The organism is Streptomyces sp. NPDC053426 (assembly GCF_055585405.1).
Genome location: NZ_JBVJKE010000016.1, coordinates 147831 through 169283 on the forward strand (window position 1 = coordinate 147831; position 21453 = coordinate 169283).

Below are 21453 nucleotides of genomic sequence, written 5' to 3' on the forward strand. Positions count from 1 at the left end.
GGGAACTCCTTCGTTCCGCTGGTTACTTGACGGCGACCGGGTTGACGGGGGAGCCGACCGCGCCGGTGATGGGCAGCGGAGCGGCGGTGAGCCAGAAGTCGTACCCGCCGTTCTCGGCGCAGTCCTCGGCGAGCGCCTCCAGGTCCCACATCTCGCCGATCAGCAGGCCGATGTTCGGGATGGCCACCTGGTGCAGCGGCTGGAAGGCGTGCTCGAACTCGTTCGGCCTGACCTCGAAGCCCCAGGTGTCGGTGGCGATCGCGGCGATCTCCGTACGGTGCAGCCAGCCGGCCGTGGTGAACGACAGCCCGGGCGCGGGACCGCCGGCGTACTCGCCCCATCCGTCCCGGCGGACCCGGGCGAGCTGCCCGGTCCGCACGACGACGATGTCCCCGCGTCCGACACTCACCCCGTGCGCCTCGGCGGTGGCGGTCAGATGGTCCTCGGTGATCGCGAACCCGTCGGGCAGTTCACCGTCCTCGCCGACCACCCGCCCGACGTCGAGGAGCACCCCGCGCCCGGCCACGTGCGGCGCCGCGTGCTCGATGCCGGTGACCAGGTCGCCGTCGGAGGTGACGACCTTCTCGGCGGGGCGGCCGTTCCACGCCTTGCCGTGGTCGAAGATGTGCCCGAGCCCGTCCCACTGCGTGGAGCACTGCAACGGCATCGCGATCACGTCGTCGGCGCCGCCCAGCCCGTGCGGGAACCCCTGGTGGCCGAGGGCCGCGTCGGTGCCGGTGTCCAGCATGGTGTGCACCGGGTTGGTGCGCCGCCGCCAGCCCTTCTGCGGGCCGTTCATGTCGAACCGCTGGGAGAGCGAGAAGCTGACGCCCCGCCGCACCAGCGCCGCGCCCTCACGGCGCTTGCCCTCGTCCAGGAAGTTGAGGGTGCCGAGCCGGTCGTCCTCGCCCCAACGCCCCCAATTGGAGAACGACTTGGCGGCCTCGGCGATCGCGCCCTCGGGGTCGTGGCGGTTCACGCGGCGTCCTCCGCGACACAACGGGTGCGCTGGACCCCGAGACCGGTGACCGTGCCCTCCATGACGTCGCCGTCGCGCAGCAGCCGCCCCCAGTGCATGCCGTTGCCGGCCGGGCTCCCGGTCAGCACCAGATCACCGGGGAGCAGCCGCGCCGTCTGCGAGGCGTACGCCACCATGCGCGCCACGTTGAAGATCATGTCCCCGGTGGACTCGTCCTGCATGGTCTCGCCGTTCAGTTTCAGCGTGACCCGCAGGTCGCCGGGGTCCGCGATCGACTCGGCGGGCACGATCCACGGGCCGAGCGGGGTGAAGCCGGGCGCGTTCTTGCTGCGCAGCCAGTCGGTGCCGATCTGCGGCATGTCCCGGCGGAAGACGGTGGCGCGGTCGGTGAGGTCGTTGGCGATCGTGTACCCCGCCACGCAGTCCAGCGCCTCCTCCACGGAGACCCGGTGGGCGGGCCGGCCGATCACGGCCGCCAACTCCAGCTCCCAGTCCGGCTGCTCGGCCCACGCGGGGAGGACGACGTCGTCGTACGGGCCGGTGATCGCGCTCGGCAGGCCGATGAAGACGTACGGCAGGTCCTCGGCCGCCCGGCAGTCCATGATCTGCGCCGCCTCCGCCCGCCGTTCCTCCTCCGGCCGGTCGTCACCGGGCGCCCGGTGCGCGACGTGCAGGTCGATGACGTGCTGCCGGTAGTTCGCCCCGGACTGCAGCACCTGACGCGGCTCGACCGGCGCGTGTACGCGGAGGTCCGAGACGGGGATGCGGTCGAGGCCGGTGTCGGCCGCCAGCGCGCGCAGCCGGGGCAGTGCCGTCTCCCAGCGGCCGAGCAGTCCCAGGACGGTCAGCCGCTCGTCACCGAAGGCGGCCCGGAGATCGAGGGCCCGGGCGTCGGGGGTCACGAGGGCGGGGAAGGCCGGCCCGTCCGGGGCCGAGAGAGTGGCCAGGGCGAACGGTCCCGCGAAGAGCGCGGACGCGGCTTCAGGTTTCACGAACATGTCCTCCTGATTGCGGTGCCACTAATCTGGACCCGCCACCAGTGATCAGGGAAATCGATTCCGTGGATAATCGGCATCCACGGCGTTTATTGCTCCTGGTGTCGTCGCCGCACCGCAAGGGGAAGACCGTGAACCTGGCCCGCCTCGACCTCAACCTCGTCGTCGCCCTGCGCGCCCTCCTGGAGGAGCGCAACGTCACCCGGGCCGGACAGCGCGTCGGCCTCAGCCAGCCCGCCATGAGCGCCGCCCTGGCCCGCCTGCGCCGCCACTTCGACGACGCCCTCCTCGACCGCGTCGGCGGCCACTACGAGCTCACCGCCCTCGGCCAGGTCCTCCTCGACCGCACCTCCACCGCCTACGACGTGCTGGAACGCCTCTTCTCCAGCCAGGCCGACTTCGACCCCGCGCGGGAGAACCGCGAGTTCAAGCTCGTGGCCTCCGACTACGCGGTGGCCGTCTTCGGCGCCGGACTCGCCCGCGTCGTCCACGAGGAGGCCCCCGGCATCCGGCTGCGCTTCACCCAGACGCCCCCGACCGTGGTCGACGACACCGCCACCCTGCTCAGCGCCACCGACGGCCTCCTGATGCCGCACGGCATCATCAGCGGCTTCCCCGCCACCCACCTCTACGACGACCACTGGGTCCTCCTCGTCGCCGCCGACCACCCGGACGTCGACGACCGGCTCACCCGGCGGGACCTGGCCCGGCTGCCGTGGGTGACGTACCAGCGCACGTACGACGCCCCCGCGGTGCGCCAGCTCGGCATGCTCGGCATCGAGCCGCGGGTGGAGGTCTCCGTCGACAGCTTCCAGCTGCTGCCCCTGATGATCGCCGGCACCCGGCGCATCGCCCTCATCCAGGCACGCCTGGCCAGGCTGCTGGCACCGGTCGCCGCGGTGCGGCTGATGGAACCGCCGTACGAGGCCGTGCCCCTGCGGGAAGCCCTCTGGTGGCACCCGGTGCACACCCACGACGCCGCCCACATCTGGCTGCGTGACATGGCCGCGCGGGTCGGGGCGCGCCTGCCCCCGGCCCCCGGCGAGTGACCGGCGGACCCGCCCCTGCCCCGACGCGGCCGAGCGGGACCGTCCGTCAGTCCTCGCCGATGACGACCACCTCGTCCGTGGCCGTCCACCGGCGCCGCTCGGCTTTGGGCGGGTTGACCCGCACGCCGTGACCGGGACCCGTCGGTGGGCCGTCGTGGCTCCGGTAACCGATGGCGCATTCGCCGCGACGACGTGCCGCGGCCACGACCGTGGCGAAGGACGTCTCGCACCCGGGCAGTACGTAGTCGGCGGCCGGCCGCAGACGGACCCCGGTGCCGTCGGCGGAGAACAGTTCCTCGAACACCGCCGCCAGGTGACGGTTCTGGGAGATCTGCGCCATGAGCAGGCCGACGAGCTTGCCACTGATGATCACGTCGGCTCCGGGACTGATGGGGGCCAGCGCCCGGTTGCGGTCGTCGATCAGTTCGGTGACGACCGGTAGTTCGCGCCCGGTGGCCTCCTCCAGTTGGCGCAGCAGCAGGAGGGTGACGAGCGTGCGGTTGTCCGGGTCGTCCGGCGGCTGTCCGGGAGCGGGGTCCCGGCCGAGCACGATCACGCTGTCGTAGGAGTGGACGTCCAGACGCCGCAGGGTCTCGGGGCGGGTGACGTCCCCGTGGTGCAGCGTCAGGGCCAGGCCGGTGCCGCCGTGCGCGTCGGCCTCGTCCACCTGCCGGACCGTCGCCTCGTCCTCGTCCGCCACCACGTCGACGGAGGATCCGGGCCGGGCGCGGCGGCGCAACTGGTCGATCATGAGCGGCGCCCGGCGGTTCCAGCCCAGCAGGAGAACCCGCTCCGCTCGCGCGGGTGCCGGCGGCCCGGACGCCATCGCCCCCTTCTCGACCAGCTCCGCGCAGTCGCCGAGCCAGGCCGTGTCGTCGTCACGGGAGATGACGACGAGCAGGTCGTCCGGGGCCAGGGGCGTCTGCTCCGGCGGGTTGAGCAGGGGAGTGCCCGAGCGCACCATCCCGACGACGCTCGACGTCGGGTAGGACAGCAGCGCGTCGCCGAACGGCCGCCCCGCCAGGGCCGGTTCGGCGATCAGGTAGAACTCGTCGCCGGCGAAGTCGAGGAGTTCCCGGTGGACGAGGGAGAGCCCGGGGCGGCGCGCGGCCTGGACGATCAGCCGGGCGGTGACGGTGTCACTCTCCAGGATGACGCCGCCCGGCCCGGCGGCGAGACGGGCGGCCAGGCGGTAGCGGTCGTCCCGGACGGCGGCGACGACGGGCGGAAGGGCGGCGTCCCCGGGCAGGGCCGCCCTGAGCGCCAGCAGTGTCTTGACCACCTCGGCGTCGGCGTCCGGCTCGTCGTGCGGCATCACCAGCACGACACCGGCCGTCTCCGGGCTGGTCAGGCCGATCACGGCCGGGTCGGTGGTGGGGCCGCTGCGGCAGATCAGCCGCGTGCGGCCGCCGGGACCCACCTTCGTGCTCAGGGCCTCCTCCATGGCGGTCTTGTCCCGGTCGGCCAGCACGGCCACCGCCGCCCGCCGCTGGTTGGCGTTGGCGGCCACCAGCTCGCCCACCACCGTGAAGACCTGCTCCGACCACCCCAGAACCACGGCGTGCCCCTGTTCGAGCACCGTGGAACGGCCCCGGCGCAACGCGGTGAGCCGCTCCGTCAGCGCCGTCGTGATCAGACCGACGAGGGTCGAGACGTACAGCAGGGCGACCAGTGCGAGCAGCAGCGACAACGTCGCTCGCAGCGGCGTACCCGTCGAACCGCCCAGCCGCAGCGTCTCCCCGGTCAGGCGCCACACCTGCGCGAACCGGTCCGTCAGGGACGCCGGCGCGTCGGGGTCGGTCCACACCAGCACCGCACTGGCCGGGACGACGACGGCCAGACACAACAGCGCCATCCAGCCGACGAGGGCGGAGGCGCCGCGGGTCAGCGTGCTGTCGAACCAGTAACGGGCCCTGTCGCCGAACCGAGCGCGCGGCTGCGCCACCCTTCCCCCCTCGGTCGCCCCGCACTCCTGTGGGCCCGGGACGGCGCCGCGTACGCGACGCGCCGCGCGAGCCCGCCGGAGGGCACGGATGTGGATACGCACCTGGCAGTGTGCGGGAAAGATCGCGACGGCATCGCGGGGTCGCCCGGCATTCATTCCTTCGGGTTCCCCGAGCCGTCCGCGCCGGCGGACCCGCCGTGACGTCAGGATCCGTCGCAGCTTCGCTCCTTCGGGTCGACTCCGGGACGAGAGGGGAACGTTCGGTCATAGCCGCCAGCACGCCGAGGCGGGCGCGATGCGCATCCCCGCAGCCACCCTCTGGTGATGGGGCTGATCGACCGATTCGACCTGAAGAAGCGGCGTTTCCACTACGTCGACCGCGACGGCAAGCGGGTCGGCAAACCGCTCCCCGAGCAGCCGAAGGGCTGGGCCCGTGTGGGTGGACACCGTGTCCGAGGGCCGTGACGGGCACGTCTCAACGGCATGAGCCGAGCGGCCTCCTGAACCGCCACCGCAGGCCGTCAGGACGCCGTGCCCGGGGTGCTCCCACGGCGCAGCGCACGGGCGCACCAGCCGATGACCACGGCGTTGATCAGCGCTCCGAGGACGATGGAGAGCAGGAACATCATGCCGCCTTCGGGAAGGACGAGCAGCAGGACGAGACTGGCCGGGAGGGTGGCGAACAGCGGGACGACAGCCGCCATGGACCCGTCGGAGGCGACCACGAGCGCCCATCCGAGCAGCAGCGCGCAGCCCGCCAGGTAGACACGGGCGGCGGCGGTGCCGAGGGCACGGCGCACACCGCGCGGGACGGACGGACCTGGACCGGTCATGGTGGTGGACTCCTGGATCGTGGTGGCCGGTGGCCGGTGGCCGGTGGGCTGTCAGGCGGGGGAGTGGGGCGGGTTGGGGTGGGCGAGGCCGAGGTCGTAGGCGAGGATCGTCGCCTGGACCCGGTCGCGTAGTTCGAGTTTGCGGAGCAGCGCGTTGACGTGGGACTTCACCGTGCCGACGGTGATGCCGAGGTGTTCGGCGATCTCCGTGTTGGTGAGTCCCGCGGCGATCAGGCCGAGGACGTCGCGCTCACGGCCGGTCAGGCTGTTCAGCTCGCGGGGAGTGCTGCCGCCCGGAAACGCGGTGCCCGGTCTGGAGGCGTAGTGGCCGATGAGCCGGCGGGTCGCGGACGGGGCGAGGACGCTCTCACCGGCGGCCACCACCCGGATGCCGTTCAGCAGTTCGCCGGGGTGCACGTCCTTGAGGAGGAAACCGGAGGCGCCGGCGCGCAGCGCGTCGAACACGTACGCGTCGAGGTCGAAGGTGGTCAGCACCAGCACACGGGGCGCGTCGGGACGCCCGGTGATGATCCGGGTGGCGGCGATGCCGTCCAGTTGGGGCATGCGGACGTCCATGAGGACCACGTCGGGTGCCAGTTCCCCGGCGAGCCGTACCGCCTCGGCGCCGTCGGCGGCCTCGCCGACGACCGTCAAGTCCTCCTCGGCGTCGATCACGGCGGCGAACCCCGCCCGTACGATGCCCTGGTCGTCGACGACCAGCACCCTGAGGCTCATCGTTGTCCCTCCTCGTCGTCCCGCGGTGCGGCCGGTGCCGCGGTCAGCGGCAGCAGGACGCGCACCGGACCCGACGGGCCGGCGGTGACCGTTCCGCCGGCCATCGCCGTCCGCGCCGACAGCCGCCGGCACAGGGCGGGACGTGCGGTGTCCGGAACGCCGATCGCCGTGATCGTCAACGCGGTGTCGTCCGCGTCGAGTTCCACCGCCATCGGCTCCTCGCCGCCGGCCGCGAGCACCGTTTCGCAGGCATGGTAGGCAGCCAGGTCCACGGTGGTGGGCAGCCGTCTCGGTATCCGGTCGGTCAGCCGTATCCCGACGTCGCGGCCGGTGGCCCGGATCTGATGGGCGAGGAGGTCGAGAGCCTGCAGGGTGGGCTGCGGCCGCAGCGCGGGCACGGCCCCGGCGTCCCGGACCGCATCGAGCAGGGCGCGCATCGCGGCGAGGGCCTCGCGGGCGCGTTCGGCGACCTCGTCGAGCCGGCCCGCCTCGGCCTGCGCGACCATGTCGGCGGTCCGCGCCAGCACGGTGGTCTCCAGCCCGGTGGCGATCCGGCGGCGCTCGGCCCAGGCGTCCCGTACCGCCTCCTCGGTCCAGGCCGCGAGATGTTCCGCCTGCGCGCTGCCGGCGGCCCGGCGGCGGCGCCCGCGCAGGGTCCCGCCCCACCAGGCCGCGCCGACCACCAGCGCCGCCAGGACCGTCGACCCCGGGGCGAGCACCCAGCCGGGGATGGACACGCCCCGGTGCAGAAGGGCGGCGGTGGTGGCCGCCGCGTGCACCGTCGTGGCCACCACCGGGCCGGTCCACGCGGGCGGGCGCGGGCGGCCGCCGGCGACGGACGGGCCGGTGACCGTGCGGGCCGCGGCGGAGGCGGTCACCGCGCAGGTGGCGGCCATGCTCAGCAGGGGCGGCAGGAGCACCCAGCCGGTGTACTCGCCCACGGCCATCGCCACCGGCCACAGCGGAGCCAGAGCGAGTACGACGCCCTGGGTGACGCCGGGTGCCCGATGCCGCCACAGCAGTGCGAGCGCCTGCCCCGCGGCCAGCAGCGCGAAGAGCACGCCCGCCGACACCCCCGGACCGCTCGACGCGGATTCCGTCCGGACGACCAGCAGGGGCAGCAGCGGTTGCACGGCGAGACCGACGGCGGCCGTCACCTGTGCCAGGCGGTACCGCCACGGGACCGGAGGTTTCACCGAGGCGGCGGCGAGCCGGCCGGGCAGGACCGCGCTCACCTCCCAGCCGCCCTCCGCCGTCGGGCCGCTGGTCAGGGTGCCGCCCGCTTCCCGGGCCCGCGAGCGCAGAAAGCCCTGGCCGCGCCCCGAGCCGAGGCCGGCGCCGTGCGCCGGTGAACCGGCCGGCGGTGCGGCGCTGGTGACGACGACCTCCGTACGGGCGTCGTCGTACCGGCAGGTCACGGTGGTGTGCGCGCCGGGTGCGTGCCGCGCCACGTTGGTCAGAGCCTCGCGCACGATGCCGTACGCCGCGTCCCCGACGGCACCGTCCGGCAGCGCGTCGATCTCGCACTCCACGTGCTGACCGAGCCGGGAGAAACCGGCTGCCAGACCCAGCATCCGCTCCCGCGGCGACGGCTGCTGTTCCGGTGAGGGCGCCGGCGCCCTCACCGCGCCGAGCGCCCGGGCGACCTCACGGCCCGTCTCGGCGGCGAACCGAAGGGCCTCCTCGGCCAGTTCGGGCCGGCGGTCGCGCAGCCCGAGTGCCGCACCCGCCGTGACGACCACGGCTGTCAGATGGTGGGCACTGACGTCGTGCAACTCCCTCTCCATCCGCCGCCGTTCGACCGCCGGGAGCCGGTGACGCTCGATCTCGGCCCGCTTCAGCCGCTGTTCGGCGGCCAGCCGGGTGCGCCGGCTGCGCCGTACCAGCATTCCGGCGGCGGACGCGGCGGCGTACAGCACGGCCGTCAGGACGAGGTCGAGTCCGTCGCGGTCACTGAGCCCGTGCAGGGTGATGCCGTACAGGGACTGCCAGAGGGCGAGCGCCGTCACGCACAACAGGGCGGTGAAGGCGTCGCGTTCGCCGGCCAGGGTGAACACGGCCAGAGCCACACCCGCCGTTCCCAGCACCGCCATGGCGCCGGCGGGCAGGGGACCGGCCCCCAGCGCACACGCGGCGGCGACCACGACGAGGGAGATCACCGGCCTCGAACGGCGCAGCGAAAGCGCGGCCGTCACCAGCCCGGCGACGAGGGCCGCCACGAAGAGGCCGGCCTCCGCCGGAACGTTCCCGCGGATCACATCGGCCCCCGGCCACACCGCGGCCTGGGCGCCGAGCAGCACGAGGGGCAGGAACCGGTCGTCGGTGTTCTTCATGAGAGATCAAGGTTATGGCCGCAGGTGAGCGGCTGTCCTCGGGCTCGAGGCGGACCCCGTTCTCTTACCTGGGGTGGAGATGCCACACCCGCGGTTCGACACGGCGATCGTCCTCCGGCGGGAGGATCGGGCGGTGCTCCCGGCCCTAGTCTCGATCACATCGGGAAAGCGGCCGACCGACCAGCGGTTCCTGAGCTTTCCCGCCCATCGAAACTCCACTCGCAAGCAGGGGGATCCCTCATGTCCAAGCGCGTTCTCGTCCCGTCCGTCATCGGTCTCGTCGCCCTCGCCGCCGGCGGCTACGCCATGGCCTCCACCGGCACGGAGCCGACCGTGGAGAACGGCTCCGCCGACTATGCCGCTCCGTCCCGGCAGGGCGCGGGGAAGCTCTCCTACACCGCGGACGTGAGCGACGACTCGGGTGTCCGCGAAGTCAGGGTCATCGCGTGGCCCGTGGGTTCCGAACTCGACCCGACGAAGGCGGAGATGCGGTACGTGGACAAGGCCACGTGCCGCGCCACCTCGGACGGGACGTCCCGCTGCATCTACACGCTGAAGGTGACGCAGCGGGACGCGGCCGACCTCGCGGAAGGCACCTGGCACGTGTCGGTGCTGGCGACGGCGAAGGACGGCGGCACGACGTTCGTGCCCCGCGCGGCCACGTTCGACGTCACCCGCTGACCCGTCACCGGGGCCGGACGGCACTCGGGAGTCCGGCCCCGGTGATATCGGCGCGCCCTCGCTCCGGACCATGCCGTTCAGACAATTAAGTTGTGTCCAATTCAATTTGACGCTATGTTTCCAGCAGGGGCGGGACCGTCTCGCCGACCCGACCCGACCCGATCCGGGCAGAATCCCGCACACAGAAGGACGTTGAAGATGCGCATCACCCGACCGACCCCGTCGGCCCGGTTAATCACGCTGCTCGGTGTCGCGGCCGTCGGCCTGTCCGTCACGGCCGTGACCCTGCCCGGTGAGGCCGACGCGGCGCCCCGCCACCACCAGACCCGGCCGACGATCGTGCTGGAGCACGGCGCGTTCGCCGACGCCTCCAGCTGGGACGGCGTCGTCCAGCGCCTGGAGCGGGCGGGCTACCCGGTCGTGGCCGCCGCCAACCCGTTGCGCGGTCCGGCGAGCGACGCCGCCCACCTGCGCGGCGTCGTCCAGCACATCGACGGCCCCGTGGTCCTGGTCGGCCACTCCTACGGCGGCACCGTCATCAGCCAGGCCGCCGCCGGCCTGGAGGACAAGGTCAAGGCCCTCGTCTACGTCGCCGCCTTCCTGCCCGACACCGGAGAGAGCTCCCTCGGGCTGACGAACAAGTTCCCCGGCAGCACCCTCGGCGATGTGATCGACTCGGTGAACCACACGCTGCCGGACGGCAGTCGGGGCGCCGACGTCTACATCGAGCAGGACAAGTTCCACAAGCAGTTCGCCGCGGACGTACCGGCAGGCCGGGCCCGGCTCATGGCCGCGGGCCAGCGCCCGATCGCCGCCGCCGCGCTCGAGGAGAAGTCCACCGGGGCCGCCTGGAAGACCATCCCCTCCTGGTCCCTGGTCACCACCGAGGACCTCAACATCCCCGTGGCCGCACAGCGCTTCATGTCGCACCGGGCCCACGCCCGCACCACCGAGATCGACGCCTCCCACGCGGTGTCCGTCTCCCACCCCGGCGCCGTGACCCGCATCGTCGAGAAGGCCGCCGGCACGGTCCGCTGACCGCGCCCGATTCCACCCCCGCACCACATCCAGCACCGAAAGGCAGCAACCACCATGCCGTTCATCAAGGTCGGCCAGGAGAACACCACCGACATCGAGCTCTACTACGAGGACCACGGCACCGGGCAGCCGGTCGTGCTCATCCACGGCTACCCGCTCGACGGCCACTCCTGGGAGAAGCAGTCCGCCGCCCTGCTGAAGGCCGGCCACCGGGTCATCACCTACGACCGGCGCGGCTTCGGCCGCTCCAGCCGGCCCACCACCGGCTACGACTACGACACCTTCGCCGCCGACCTCAACACCGTGCTCGAGACGCTCGACCTGCGCGACGCCGTCCTGGTCGGCTTCTCCATGGGAACCGGCGAGGTCGGCCGCTACCTGAGCACCTACGGCTCCGCCCGCATCGCCAAGGCCGCCTTCCTCGCCTCCCTGGAACCCTTCCTGCTCAAGACCGACGACAACCCCGGCGGCGTCGACGGCGGCGTCTTCGAGGGCATCAAGCAGGCCGTCACCACCGACCGCTACGCCTACTTCACCGCGTTCTACCAGGACTTCTACAACCTCGACGAGAACCTCGGCACGCGCATCAGCGAGGAGGCCCTGCGGGCCAGTTGGAACACCGCCGCCGGCGCCTCCTGGTACGCCTCCCTGGCCTGCGTGGACACCTGGACCACCGATTTCCGCGCCGACATCGAGAAGATCGACGTACCGGCGCTCATCCTGCACGGCACCGCCGACCGCATCCTGCCGATCGAGTCCACCGGTGAGCCGTTCCACCAGGCGCTCCCGCAGGCCGATTACGTCGTCATCGACGGCGCCCCGCACGGCCTGCTGTGGACCCACGCCCAGGAGGTCACCGACGCCCTGCTGGCGTTCCTGGCCAAGTGACGAACGCCCGGCGGCCTCCCACCGCCGGGAAACGGACCACACGCACCCCGCCACCATCACCGCGGTGGCGGGGTGCCGTCGAGGCTCCGTCCCGCACCGTGGCACGCCGCGGCGCTCTCAGCGCCAGTCGCCGATGAGCCAGGCGACAAGGCGAGGGCGGCCCGTCCACGGCTCGCACGCCACGAACGCGTCGGTGTGGACGATATCGGTGGTGACGACCTGCTCGAACTGCCCGAACAGCCGGTCCAGGTCGTCGGAGACGTCGCCGGGTTCCCCGAGCACCGCAGCGTCGTGGACGGGAGCCGCTTCGGAGGTGGGACAGCCGACATGAGGGAGGGGCTGACCGAGGTACCAGCCGCTGACGAAGACGGCGTACAGCACCGCAACAGCGCCCAGGCGGCGCGGAGTTATCCAGGTGGGCACACCCGCAGTGTTCCACACGCACGGACGGGCACCTGCCGGTTCGGCCACCGCCGACCCGGACGCGATCCGCCTTGCCACGCCCGCGCTCTCGTCCTCACCGCATCCAGTGCCCGTCGGTGCTCCATCCCAGGAAACGCCGGGCACGGCTGCCGTCCGCCGTTCCGTCACCGCCGAAAGCGCCGCCCTCGGCGACCAGGGCGAGGCCCGCCAGGGCGGGGGCCAGCCGGGTTGCGACGTGGTCCGGCTGACGGGCCATCACCTCGTCCAGGCCCGCGATGAACTGCCGCTGCTCCTCCGGCGGACACAGGGAGAGGTGGAACACCATCTGGCGCCACGCGTACGCGGCGTCCTTGATGGTGCCCAACGGCCGCGGGTTGTGGTGCACACGGGAGACCAGCCGGCACACGGTCACGAAACAGCAGCGCGCCAGGCCGGCCCAGCCGGGCCGGGGGGCGATGCCCACCCGGTGGACCAGCGTGGCCAGATTGTGCGTGGTGAGGATCTGCGCCTGCTCGATCACCATGCCGTTCGCCGCGACCGACGAGGACCGCGACACCGCCCCGGCCCGCTCGGCGCACAGCCGCGCGAAGCCGGGAGAGGTACGGGCACCGTGGGAACGGGTCAGGGCCGTAGCGGTCTCGGTGATCGCCGGATTGCGGATCGCCGCGTAGTCGACGCCGTAGTAACGCTCGTACAGCGTGCCGCCGAGCAGTTCGCCCGCGATCCGTGCCGCCGTGAGGAACTTCGGGCTGAACGTGCCCATGAAGATGTCGGCGGCCAGCTCTTCCACGAACGGGGCGCCCAGGTCGCACTGGCGTTCAAGAACGCCGAACTCGCGGACCAGCGGGTTGGGCAGGATCGTGCCGGGGAAGGCCTGTACGGCCAGTTCGCCCAGTTGCCGCAGCACGGCGAGCGCGCCTTCGTCGTCCGGTTTGCCCAGCGCCGCGGATCGCTGCCCCGACACCGCCCGTACCCAGGGCAGTTCCTCGAAGCGCACCTGGCGTTCCAGGTTGAGCAGGAGCAATGAGCGGCGGTTGCGGAACGCCCGGTAGTTCGCGGTCATCAGCGTGCGCAGCGTCTCGTCGCCGTACGCCTGCGCGGTGGTGGCGGCGACCAACTGCGGCACCAGCCCGGCCAGGACCTCGGCGGACGGGACGACGCCCCGCTCCACCAGCGTGCCGAGCGGTGCGCTCAGCGCGGACTCGACCACCTGGCGGATCACGGGCGGTACGACCGCTCCGGCGGGCAGGCCGGTCTCCCGGCTTTCTTCCCCGCTCACCGCGCCCAGGAGCGGGGCGACATCGGTGATGCCCGTCTCCTGCGGGAGCACGGCGAGCCGACGCAGCATCAGCTGGGCCAGGGCGTGGTGGGAAGGAAGCGCCGCCTGCTCGGCCTGGCTCCGGCGCAGGGCCGTGTGGGCGGTGGAGCCGGGCAGGCCGCGCCGCCGCACCATGGACTCCACCGCGTGCCGCAGCAGACCGAGCCGGCGCACGTCCAGCGGCCGTCCGGCGACGGTCTCCTCCAGCGCGCCGCGCAGAATGCCCAGATTCCCCTTGGGGTCGCGGTGCTTGGTGCAACGGGTGTGTTCCGCGGCGAGCAGCCGGTAACGGCTGAGCAGGACCTCGCCGTGCGCCAGCCAGTCGGCGTCCGGGACGAGTTCGAGGACCCGTCCGTCCCGCGCCGTCCGCAGCCAGTGCACGAGCAGCTCGTCGCCGAACGGCTGCCATACGGCGAGTGCCTCGCGCTGGGTCTCGACGGCCGCGTTGGGCCGCCGCCGTATCAGGATGTCGACGGCCTCGGAGACGGTGCGCCGGTGGACGGCCGCGCCGGCGTCCGGCACGGGCCCGTCCGCCGGGCGGGGCAGGAACCGCAGCCGGTCGGCGAACGGTTCCAGTTCCGCCACGAGGTCGAGCGCCGCGTCGGTCTCCCCGTGCCGGACCAGCCAGGCCATGGTGAGCAGCGCGGCCTCCTCGGGCACGCCGATCTCGTAGCGGCCACTGTCCAACAGGCCCCCCAGCCAGGCGAGTCCGGGCTCGGTGAGGCAGTGGGCGAAGAGCGCGCGCCGCTCGGCGGGCACCCCGAGACTTCGCGCGGCCTCGGTCTCGTACTCCTGGAGCGGGCCGCCCGCGCTCGCGGTCCCGGTGGCGAAGCCGCCCCGCACCACTTCAAGGGTCACCCAGGCCGGAAACCCGTCCACGGGCGTACGCGAACCGACCGACAACCGGCCTGTGACCAGTCCCGCGAGCACCTCCCGCCAGCGCTGCCCGCGCACCTCGGCGCGGCGCCGGGTGCCGGCGTCCTCATGGGTCAGCGCGGTCACGAAGGCCTTGGCCAGCTGGGCCTGCGGATAGGACAGGGCCACGGTGGGAGGCTGCTGCTCAGCGTTGTCGTTCATAAGCCGACGTGGCAGGTTCCGCCCCTGCGCCCTCCGGGTCCCGAGCCCGGTGCTCTGCTGCTGAGCTACACGTCGATGACGGCTGACGCTAGCCGTGGGGATGATCACCCCGCAACAGGGTTTCCCATGACCCGCACCCCCGAACGCCGTACAGCCGGCTGCCGTACGGCGCGGCATCCACGAGGTGGTACATGCCGAGCGGACCGGTCGTCGAGGGTGAGACGCGCCGCCGTCAGCCCAGGCCGAGGACGCTCATGGTGTGCTCGGCCATGCGCCGCTCTCCGAGGGCGTTGGGATGGACGGGTACGAGGCTGCCGCCGAAGAGGAGAGGCTCGATCCAGCGGGTCCCGCCGGGCTTGCACGCGTCGTGGCCCTCGGAGATCCGGGAGAAGTCCACAAAGGTGGCGCCGGTCTCTTCGCTGGCGCGTTCGACGACCGCGTTGAGGCGCGCCTGTATGCCCCGCAGGTACGGCACGTCACCGGCGGCGACCGGAAGCTTCACGAAGCAGGAGGGATCGGCCTCGGCCGGTGTGATCCACGGGTAACCCAGGACCGCCACGCGGGCGTTGGGGGCCTTGGCGCGAACGGCCCGCAGGGCGGTCTTCAGCGCGGGGTAGGTGTTCGCGTCGATCTGGTCGGTGAAGGAGGTGCCGTGCCGGTCCTTGCAGGGGCTGCCCTTGCCTCCGCTGAGGACGCCCGCGGTACCGCAGGCCGTGATGGCGTTGATGAAGGTGCCGTTGTCGTTGCCGCCGATCGTCAGCGTCACCAGGTCGGTGCCCGCACCGAGCGCGTTCACCTGGGGCCCGACCCCGGGGTACTGCGATGTGGTGAAGTCCTTCGTCTGGGCGGCGCCGCAGGTCACGTCCTTCAGGTGGGCGCCCGTACGGTCGGCGATCACATGAGGGTAGTTCGCGGTGGAGCGCAGGCACAGCAGGTTGGTGGGATCCACGGGCAGCACGCCCGAGCCGGCGCTGTAGCTGTCGCCGAGGGCGACGTAGTCCAGCGACGTGGAGGCGTGCGCGGTGCCGCCCGTGAGGCTGAGGGCGAGCGCACCGACGAGTGCGGATGATGTGGCCATGACATTCCGCAGGGCGTGCTTCGGCATGTGATCCCTCTTCTCGGGGGAGGAGTGGTGGGGCGTGCCGTCGGTGCGAACGGAGCGGTTCGGGCGTGGGGGAGTGCGGGGCCGCGTCGTTACCGAGCAGTTCTACCGTCAGGTAATGTGCAGGCCCCCCGGCGGGGAGTCAACATTGTTGACCGGACTTCTTGAAACGCTTACGAAAGACCCCCGGATCGCCCCGCGGACGCGCGAACCCGCAGTTGCGAAGCGCCGGGGCCCCTATCCTGTCCCGCATGCTGCAGACCGGCTCCAGTGCCACGACCCGCGAGGCCATCCACTCGGCCGCTGCCCGGCTGTTCCGGAACCAGGGCTTCTCCAGGACCACCGTCCGCCAGATCGCGGCGGCGGCCGGCACGGACCCCGCACTGGTGATCCGTCATTTCAAGAGCAAAGAACTCCTGTTCCTGGAGACGATGCACCTGACGATCGATGACGAGCCACTGCTCGACGTGCCACTGGAACACCTGGGAGACCGGCTCGCCGAACTCCTCGTCGACCTCGGTGGTTCCGCGCGGGGTGTCTTCCTGGCCCTGGTGCGCAGCAGCGGCGAACCGCAGATCCGCGAACGTCTGCGCGACACGCACGAGCGACTCTTCGTCGCACCGCTGCGCCGTCGTCTGTCCGGCCCCGACGCCGACGTCCGCGCGCGCATGACGGCCGCCTTGGCGGGAGGGCTGCTGTACGCACTGTGGGTGGTCGGGGACGAGGGGCTGCTCCGAATGGACCGTACGGAACTGACGTCACGGTACGGCGCGCTCTTCCAAGGGGTGCTGACTCCTCGGCACCGCTGATGCCGTCGCGGTACCGGATTCCGCGGAGGACGCGCACCGGGCGGGCGTCCTCGCGCACGTTCGAGCCGCCCGGACGGCTGCCGGCGGCGCGGGGCCGGCGCCCGCCCGCGCCGACTGTACGGTGACGCACTCGGCCCTCCGGCACGGCCCGCCGGGCGTCGGCGTCGCGGTCCGCCCCGTGACGACGTACGGGCGCTCCGTACCATCGGCTTGTTCCTCCGGGGCGCCGCGGACGGGACGCGTCCGCGGGCGCGTTGCGTCAGTCGGCGTCGAGACCGTCGATCAGGCGGCCCAGGAACCGGGCGAAGGTGGCTTCGGCGGTGAGCGGGCGTCCGGGGGCGGAGAGGGCTTCGGCGAGTTCCGGGTGGCGGCCGTCGGCGGCGACGGCGGCGAGGTAGCGGGCCTCGGCGGCGGCCCGCTCCGGGGACCGTGCGGCTGCGGCCTGCGCGATCTCGTGAGCCACGTGTCCGGCCACGAATGCGGTGAGCTGGGCGAAGACCTCCAGCTTCGCCGCACCGTCCAGCCTGGTGGGCCGTAGGACGGCGAGCGCGTGTTCCAGGAAGGCCAGCGTGTTGGGGCCCGGGACGCGACGGGTGGTCAGGGCGGCGGGCAGCCAGGGATGGCGCAGCATGTGGGCGCGCTGCAGGTGGGCGACGGTCTTCAGGTCGGTACGCCAGTCGCCGCTGGGCGGGTCCGTGGCCGCCAGTTCGCCGCTGACGTGGTCGACCATCAGTTCCAGCAGTGTCTCCTTGTCGGGGGCGTAGCTGTAGAGCGACATGACACCGGCTCCGACCCGGGCGGCGACCCGCCGCATGGTGACCGCTTCGAGGCCTTCGGCGTCCGCCAGGGTGACGGCCGCCTCGGTGATCACCTCCCGGCTGAAGGAGGGTCTGCGGCCTCTGCGGAACTCGGCGGGACGCAGCCAGAGCTGTTCGGGATCGACGCTCGCGGCGCTGGACTTCTGGTCACCGGGCACGCTCCTGCGCTCCTTCCTCCGGTTGCGGGGGTGGTCCTTGCGAAGGTCATCCAAGCATCCTCTATTCTCGTACAACGTACGGAAATGAGGAGGGGAACGATGCCATCACGCACGCCCGACGCCGTGACCGGACCTGTCTGGGTGCCGCCCGCCGGGAAACCGCCGCTGTCCTCGCGGATGATGAGGGCGACCTGGCGAGGTCTGCCGGCGAAGCGGCACGAGGTCGGATGGGAGCCGGGGCTGGTGGTGCCGGCCGCCGACGGCAGCCCGTTGATCACCGACCACTACTTCCCGCGCGCCCAGGGTGACTTCCCCACCCTCCTGGTCCGCTCGCCCTACGGCCGAGGCCTGCCGTGGTCGCCCCAGTACGGCCTGCTCTTCGCCGAACAGGGCTTCCACGTGGTCCTGCAGAGCTGTCGCGGCACCGGCGGTTCGGGCGGCGTGTTCGACCTGTGGCGCAACGAGACCGCCGACGGCCGGGCCACGGTCTCCTGGCTGCGCGAGCAGCCCTGGTTCAACGGGACGCTGGGGACGGTCGGCCCCAGCTACCTGGGCTACGTGCAATGGGCCCTCGCTCTGGACCCGCCGCCGGAACTGAAGGCGATGGTGGTGCAGGTAGGACTGCACGATCCCTACGCCCTGTTCCACGCGGACGGTGCGCTGCGCCTGGAGAACGTCCTCGCCGTCGGCGCGGGCATGACCTACCAGCACCAGGGCATGGTGCCGTTCCTGAAGGCGACGCTGCGCCTGCAGCGCCGCCTGCGCGACGTCACCGCCGCGCAACCCCTGCGTGGGGCGTACGAGTCCGCCCTGGGAGGCGAGGTGCCCTGGCTGGACGACGTGATGACGCACCCGGACGCCAAGGACGCCTACTGGCGCGGCGCGTCATTGGCGGAGTCGGCGGAGCGGCTCGGCGTCCCCACGGCCCTGATCACCGGATGGCACGACGCGCTCGTCGACCAGACCTTCGGGCAGTACGACCGGCTGCGCCGGGCCGGATGCGAAACCGCCCTGCTCGTCGGACCCTGGACCCACACCTCCGCCCTGCAGCAGGGATGGCCCGAGGTGTTCGCCGAAAGCCTCGCCTGGCTGCGCGCCCACCTGTGCGCCGACCCTTCCGGCCTGCGCCCCACCGCGGTACGCGTGCACATCAACGGCGAGAACACCTGGCGGGACCTCGACGACTGGCCGCCGGCCTCCGCTGCCACCTCGTGGTACCCCGCCCCGGACGGGCACCTCACCCAGCGGCCCCCCACGGAATCCGCGCCACTGACGACGTTCCGCTACGACCCGGCCGACCCCACCCCCTCCCTCGGAGGCCCTCTGCTCTCCCGCACCGCCGGCCCACGCGACAACAGCGTTCTGGAAGCCCGGGACGACGTCCTGACGTTCACCGGCCCACCACTGACCGAGCCCGTGGACATCCTGGGCCCGGTCTCCGCGCGGCTGGGCATCTCCACGGACACCGGGCACGCCGACGTCTTCGCCCGCTTGTGCGACGTGGACGCGCAAGGCCGCTCCGTCAACGTCTGCGACGGACTGGGCCGACTCCGGACAACCGGATCCGAGCCCTCGCAGGTCACCGTGGAGATGAGCTCCACCGCCCACCGCTTCGCCGCGGGGCACCGCATACGCTGGCAGATCAGCGGAGGCGCGAGTCCCCGCTACGCCCGTAACCCCGGCACCGGGGAATCGCCGGTGGACGCCACCACCTTCACACCGGTGCGCGTCACGGTCCACACGGACTCGGTGCTGATGCTCCCCAGCAGCTCCGGGCTCGAGTGATCCCCCTGCTCCCGGAAGGGACCGACGAGCCGGGCCGTCCGGCCCGGCTCGTCCTTGCCGGGCTGCGCCCAGTAAGGGAAGGGCACCCTGCCGTACTCCGGTCGCAGGCCCCTTCGCCGCCGGCGCGGGATCCCGCCGACCGCCGTCCGAGTTCCCTGTACTGATCGAACGGTATCCGCACACGATTCGTACGCGATCCGTACTCGACTCGTACTCAATCCGTACGCTTCACGCTATGGTTGGGGGACAGGAGGCCTTCCATGTCCGAATTGTTCGACCGGGTCGACGCGCTCCTCGCGTCCCGCGCCCCACTGCCATCGCCCGAAGAGCGCAAGCGTCTGCGCAAGGCCCACGGCCTGACGATCGACGAGATCGCCACCGCGCTGCAGGTGCGCCGGGCCACGGTCAGCGGCTGGGAGGCCGGCAAGACCGAACCCCGCCCGCCGGAGCGTGACGCGTACGCACGTCTCCTCGACGGACTCTCCAAGCTGTACCCCGCCCCGGCCGACACCGGCGCCCAGGGCGAGGACACGGCGACACCCGAGACGCTCACCACCCCGGTGACCCCGGCGCCGAAGGAGAGGCCCCTGCCCACGGGCCAGGGGGCCGAAGCCGTAGCCATGACCACGGCTGAGAACCCCACCCGGGCCCGCCCAGCAGCGGCGCCGCACACCCCCGGGCCGTCGTCGACGTCACGGCGCCCGGACGCGCGGAAGGCGGCCCCGGCCGGCACCCCCGCGGGCGGCGCCGATCCGCGCTTCGAGAACGGGCCGCTCGCGGTCGTCGACGTCGACACGGAGGGGCAGGTCCTGGCGTACTGCACCGGCGGACTGGTCCTGGAGGTGCCCGCCAGGTCCCTGCCGGCCCTGGTCGACTGGACGCTGCGCGAGGCGAAGCTCGGTCAGCCGAAGCTGTCCGGTCCGGGCAAGGACGCCGACCCGCTGCTCGTGCTCACCGAGGCCGCGCTGGAGCGCTACGGCCTCCCCGTCGCCCTCACCGACGAGGAGCGGCTCGCCGGGCGGATCCCGGAGAGCCACAAGGTCGTCAAGCAGCTGACCCGGGCGGAGTGGAAGCTGACGAAGCGCGGCTTCGGACCGTGGGCGCGGATCTACCGCCCCGCGCGGGGCGCGGAACGCAACTGCGTCCAGCTGTGCATCCCGTCCTGGCACGCCCTCGACTCCCGCCACTGGGGCCACGCCGCACAGCTCCCGCCGGCGGACCTGGCCCGGACCCTGGGCGTGTACGCCTCCCGCGTGATGACGCCGCGCGGCTCCACCGCCGTCACCGGCCTGGAGCTGATGACCGCGCTGCACCCGCCGACCCGCGCCTCCGAACCCGACGCGACGGGCAAGCGGCACTCCGAGCGCAACCCCGGCTCGCTGGGCAAGGACCCGGTGGACTGCGCCCCGTGCGAGGCCCCCGACGGACACCCCCTCCTGGCGGACCTGCCGCGCTTCCACGTCCGCGGCCCCGGCGAGAAGCTGTTCGAGGAGGCGTACGACTGGGCGCGGCCGATGACCGACGACGAATGCACCCTGCGGCACCTGGTCGGCATCGACGTGAACATGGCCTTCGCCGCCGGCGCCAACGGCCTGGTCGTCGGCCTCGGCGCGCCGGAGCACGTCAAGGCCCCCGCGTTCGACCCGAAGCTGCCCGGGTCGTGGCTGGTGGACCTGTCCCACGTCGACCTGTCGAGGGTGAGGATCGGCAAGGACAAATGGGCGGAACTGGACGCGAGTCTGCTGCCCAGCCCGTTCACGCCGAAGGGCGAACGCCCCGAGGGCGCGGCCTGGTACGCCACACCCACCGTCGCGTACGCGGTGGAGCTGGGCTACGAGGTGCGTCCGATCGAGGCGTACGTCCGCCACGACAACGGCCGCTACCTGGACGACTGGTACAACAGGCTGCGCGGCGCCTACTTGGCGACGATGGCCGATCTCGGCGTACACGCGGACATGGAGCCGGCCGACTTCCTGACGGCCATGAACGGCTACCAGGGGCGCGACCCGCAGCTGACGATCGTCGTCTCGGCGATCAAGGCGACGGTCAAGGGCGGCCTGGGCAAACTGCGCGAACGGCCCCGCGGCGAGGGCTGGCGGCCGGGCCGGCCGTGGCGGGCCCTCGCCCGGCCGACGTGGCGGCCGGACATCCGCGCGGCCGTCATCTCCCGCACCCGGATCAACCTCCACCGCAAGATCGTCAAACACGCGGCGTTCACCGGCCGGTACCCGGTCGCGATCCTCTCCGACTGCGTCGTCTACGCGGCAGGTGGCGAGAGCCCGCTGGACTTCCTGCCCTACCGGGACGGCAAGCCGCTGCCCGGCGGCTTCAAGCTCGGCGTCAACCCGGGCCTGGTCAAGCACGAGGGCACCCAGAGCGTCCTGTGGGGCGAAGAGGTCCGCGAGCGGTTCGACGCCCCGGAACTCAACCTCGCCCGCTACATCAAGGACGGCACCGTCACCGACATCGACAACGGCGAGTAGGAGA

The 21453-nt window shown here is 72.5% G+C and carries 18 protein-coding genes and 1 tRNA gene; 8 read left to right on the forward strand and 11 right to left on the reverse strand.

The window, feature by feature from the left end; translation table 11 throughout:
• Positions 1-22: 22 nt before the first annotated feature.
• Both ACZ62B_RS29290 and ACZ62B_RS29295 read right to left on the reverse strand, forming a co-directional pair.
• Positions 23-979 (reverse strand): cyclase family protein, encoded by a 957-nt coding sequence (locus tag ACZ62B_RS29290; RefSeq protein ID WP_344566644.1) that lies wholly within the window; start codon positions 977-979, stop codon positions 23-25.
• Positions 976-1977, reverse strand: coding sequence for a fumarylacetoacetate hydrolase family protein (locus tag ACZ62B_RS29295; RefSeq protein ID WP_469692697.1), 1002 nt, complete (start codon positions 1975-1977; stop codon positions 976-978). The genes ACZ62B_RS29290 and ACZ62B_RS29295 overlap by 4 nt, the downstream gene beginning before the upstream one ends.
• A gap of 128 nt (positions 1978-2105) precedes the next feature.
• Between ACZ62B_RS29295 and ACZ62B_RS29300 the strand changes: the two genes are divergently transcribed.
• Complete coding sequence (locus tag ACZ62B_RS29300; RefSeq protein ID WP_469692742.1) at positions 2106-3023, forward strand: LysR family transcriptional regulator; 918 nt, start codon at positions 2106-2108, stop codon at positions 3021-3023.
• A gap of 46 nt (positions 3024-3069) precedes the next feature.
• Here the strand turns inward: ACZ62B_RS29300 and ACZ62B_RS29305 are convergent, their stop codons facing one another.
• The gene (locus ACZ62B_RS29305; RefSeq protein ID WP_468722702.1) at positions 3070-4968 is read right to left on the reverse strand and encodes a CASTOR/POLLUX-related putative ion channel; all 1899 of its coding nucleotides are present in this window, start codon (positions 4966-4968) and stop codon (positions 3070-3072) included.
• A 324-nt stretch (positions 4969-5292) separates the two neighbouring features.
• On the opposite strand from ACZ62B_RS29305, the gene ACZ62B_RS29310 reads away from it, so the two are divergent.
• Positions 5293-5433: a hypothetical protein gene (locus tag ACZ62B_RS29310; RefSeq protein ID WP_468722700.1), complete on the forward strand. Its 141-nt coding sequence runs from the start codon at positions 5293-5295 to the stop codon at positions 5431-5433.
• Between the two features lie 56 nt (positions 5434-5489).
• On the opposite strand, the gene ACZ62B_RS29315 is transcribed toward ACZ62B_RS29310, so the two are convergent.
• From ACZ62B_RS29315 to ACZ62B_RS29325, 3 genes are read right to left on the reverse strand one after another with little or no spacing between them, the layout of a single operon-like run.
• The gene (locus tag ACZ62B_RS29315) at positions 5490-5801 is read right to left on the reverse strand and encodes an SCO4225 family membrane protein (RefSeq protein ID WP_344566638.1); all 312 of its coding nucleotides are present in this window, start codon (positions 5799-5801) and stop codon (positions 5490-5492) included.
• A 51-nt stretch (positions 5802-5852) separates the two neighbouring features.
• Positions 5853-6536: a response regulator transcription factor gene (locus ACZ62B_RS29320; protein ID WP_344566634.1), complete on the reverse strand. Its 684-nt coding sequence runs from the start codon at positions 6534-6536 to the stop codon at positions 5853-5855.
• Complete coding sequence (locus ACZ62B_RS29325) at positions 6533-8869, reverse strand: sensor histidine kinase (RefSeq protein ID WP_469692700.1); 2337 nt, start codon at positions 8867-8869, stop codon at positions 6533-6535. Before ACZ62B_RS29325 ends, ACZ62B_RS29320 begins: the two co-directional genes overlap by 4 nt.
• Positions 8870-9109: 240 nt before the next feature.
• On the opposite strand from ACZ62B_RS29325, the gene ACZ62B_RS29330 reads away from it, so the two are divergent.
• The 3 genes from ACZ62B_RS29330 (at position 9110) to ACZ62B_RS29340 (ending at position 11476) form a co-directional block, all read left to right on the forward strand.
• Positions 9110-9550, forward strand: coding sequence for a DUF5707 domain-containing protein (locus tag ACZ62B_RS29330; RefSeq protein WP_469692701.1), 441 nt, complete (start codon positions 9110-9112; stop codon positions 9548-9550).
• Between the two features lie 198 nt (positions 9551-9748).
• Positions 9749-10588, forward strand: a complete 840-nt coding sequence (locus ACZ62B_RS29335) for an alpha/beta fold hydrolase (protein WP_468722693.1) — start codon at positions 9749-9751, stop codon at positions 10586-10588.
• A 54-nt stretch (positions 10589-10642) separates the two neighbouring features.
• The gene (locus ACZ62B_RS29340) at positions 10643-11476 is read left to right on the forward strand and encodes an alpha/beta fold hydrolase (protein ID WP_344566626.1); all 834 of its coding nucleotides are present in this window, start codon (positions 10643-10645) and stop codon (positions 11474-11476) included.
• A 117-nt stretch (positions 11477-11593) separates the two neighbouring features.
• Here ACZ62B_RS29340 and ACZ62B_RS29345 read toward each other — a convergent pair whose 3' ends face one another.
• From ACZ62B_RS29345 to ACZ62B_RS29360, 4 genes are all read right to left on the reverse strand, one after another.
• Entirely contained in the window at positions 11594-11899 is a 306-nt protein-coding gene (locus tag ACZ62B_RS29345; RefSeq protein WP_468722690.1) for a hypothetical protein, read from the reverse strand.
• Positions 11900-11993: 94 nt separating this feature from the next.
• Positions 11994-14294 (reverse strand): hypothetical protein, encoded by a 2301-nt coding sequence (locus ACZ62B_RS29350; protein ID WP_469692703.1) that lies wholly within the window; start codon positions 14292-14294, stop codon positions 11994-11996.
• 3 nt (positions 14295-14297) lie between these two features.
• Positions 14298-14369, reverse strand: a tRNA-Pro gene (locus tag ACZ62B_RS29355).
• Positions 14370-14526: 157 nt separating this feature from the next.
• Positions 14527-15399 (reverse strand): SGNH/GDSL hydrolase family protein, encoded by an 873-nt coding sequence (locus ACZ62B_RS29360; protein ID WP_344566620.1) that lies wholly within the window; start codon positions 15397-15399, stop codon positions 14527-14529.
• A gap of 248 nt (positions 15400-15647) precedes the next feature.
• Between ACZ62B_RS29360 and ACZ62B_RS29365 the strand changes: the two genes are divergently transcribed.
• Complete coding sequence (locus ACZ62B_RS29365) at positions 15648-16205, forward strand: TetR/AcrR family transcriptional regulator (RefSeq protein WP_344566618.1); 558 nt, start codon at positions 15648-15650, stop codon at positions 16203-16205.
• 259 nt (positions 16206-16464) lie between these two features.
• Here the strand turns inward: ACZ62B_RS29365 and ACZ62B_RS29370 are convergent, their stop codons facing one another.
• Positions 16465-17181, reverse strand: coding sequence for a TetR/AcrR family transcriptional regulator (locus ACZ62B_RS29370; protein WP_344566616.1), 717 nt, complete (start codon positions 17179-17181; stop codon positions 16465-16467).
• Between the two features lie 99 nt (positions 17182-17280).
• On the opposite strand from ACZ62B_RS29370, the gene ACZ62B_RS29375 reads away from it, so the two are divergent.
• Both ACZ62B_RS29375 and tap read left to right on the forward strand, forming a co-directional pair.
• Positions 17281-18966 carry a CocE/NonD family hydrolase gene (locus tag ACZ62B_RS29375; protein ID WP_382052199.1) on the forward strand — a complete coding sequence of 562 codons (1686 nt, stop codon included), beginning with the start codon at positions 17281-17283 and terminating at the stop codon, positions 18964-18966.
• 260 nt (positions 18967-19226) lie between these two features.
• Positions 19227-21449 carry a telomere-associated protein Tap gene (gene tap / locus ACZ62B_RS29380; protein ID WP_468722687.1) on the forward strand — a complete coding sequence of 741 codons (2223 nt, stop codon included), beginning with the start codon at positions 19227-19229 and terminating at the stop codon, positions 21447-21449.
• Positions 21450-21453 lie beyond the last annotated feature (4 nt).